Raw genomic sequence first — 1455 nt, 5'->3', positions numbered from 1 at the left:
GCTGCTGCTGCTCGGGTCGATCCTGGGCAACATTCCCATCGTCCCCGACACCGAAGGTGGTGTCCAACAGTGAAATCCACCAAAGCGCTCCTCGGGTTCAGCTTCTTCGCCGTACTGGCGACGTTGCTCACCTACACGATCTGGTCGACCCTGCAACGCAGTGTCCCCGGCAATACGACGAGCTACTCGGCGGTCTTCACCGATGTCCTCGGATTGCGCATCGGCGACGACGTCCGGATGGCGGGTGTACGGGTCGGCCGGATCGACAAGATCGACTTCACCGATAACTACATCGCAAAGGTCGACTTCCAGATCGAGTCGCGCCAGCACCTGACCGACACCACCAAAGCCCTGGTGCGATACCAGAATCTGATCGGTCAGCGCTACCTGGCGCTGGCGCCGGGCACCGGCGAGGGCACCGTTGTCCCCGCCGGTTCACAGATCCCGCTCGAGCGGACCGAGCCGTCGTTCGATGTCTCGGCGCTGCTGTCCGGATTCGAGCCGCTGTTCAGTGTGCTGCAACCCGACCAGATCAATTCGCTGTCGGAAACCCTCATCCAGGCACTGCAAGGCAACGAGGTGTCGCTGGCCGCGCTGATCACCCAGGCCGCCCAGTTGGCCAGCACGTTCGGTGAACGCGATCAGATCATCGGCGACGTGCTGAGCAATCTCAGCTCGGTGATGGCCGGTCTGGCCAACCGCAGCGATGAGCTGGAGACCCTGATCACCCAGACTCGCAGTTTGATGGAAGGGCTCTACACCGAGGGCGAATCGTTGAAGAGTTCGGTCGAACGGGTGGCGGGAGCGACGAACGGGTTGGTCTCGCTCATCGAACAGGTCAAGCCCGGCTTGGCCGACGCCCAACGCAACGCGACCACAGGCGTGATGATGCTGCTCTACAACGGCGCCGCGCTCGATCGCGCTGCGGTCGAATTCCCGGACTTCCTCAACGGCGTCGCCAGGTTCACCCAATACGGGACCTACGGCAATGCCTACATCTGCCGCCTCGACGTCTCCCTGTGGGGCGTTCTCCTGCCCGAGGGCTTGTTCTCCCAGGTCGGCGGCACCTCACAATCGGAAGTGTGCCGATGATCAAACCACGCGTTCCAGCATTTCTGCGGCACAACCGGCACCTGCGGCTCGGCCTGATCGCGGCCCTCGCGGTGCTGGTGTTGCTCGGCGGTTCGAATCTGCTCAACCAGGTCCAGCTCGGCGACAAGACCGTGCACGCCGAGTTCGCCCAGGCCGCGGGCCTTCGGCCCGGCGCGACGGTCGATGTCTCCGGCATCGAGGTCGGTGAGGTCCAGGCGGTGAAACTGGTCAACGATCGGGTGGAGGTGGCACTGCGGATCCGCAAGGACATCCGCCTCGGCGCCAACGCCCACGCGGCGATCAAGATGTCGACCATCCTCGGCAGGCTGCACATCGTGCTGCGGCCCGGTGACGGAAAAGAGC

At 63.9% G+C, this 1455-nt stretch carries 2 protein-coding genes; both read left to right on the top strand.

Annotation, left to right across the window (positions count from 1 at the left end):
• The first annotated feature begins 69 nt into the window (after positions 1–69).
• Positions 70–1092, top strand: a complete 1023-nt coding sequence (locus ACFWF3_RS35805; RefSeq protein ID WP_378989840.1) for an MCE family protein — start codon at positions 70–72, stop codon at positions 1090–1092.
• Positions 1089–1455: MlaD family protein (locus ACFWF3_RS35800; protein ID WP_379318587.1), on the top strand; the 367-nt coding region annotated here is incomplete at its 3' end. The genes ACFWF3_RS35805 and ACFWF3_RS35800, both read left to right, overlap by 4 nt.

Source organism: Nocardia sp. NPDC060220 (assembly GCF_042727815.1).
In the GTDB taxonomy this organism is placed as follows: domain Bacteria; phylum Actinomycetota; class Actinomycetes; order Mycobacteriales; family Mycobacteriaceae; genus Nocardia.
This window is presented reverse-complemented; position numbering and strand designations above follow the sequence as displayed.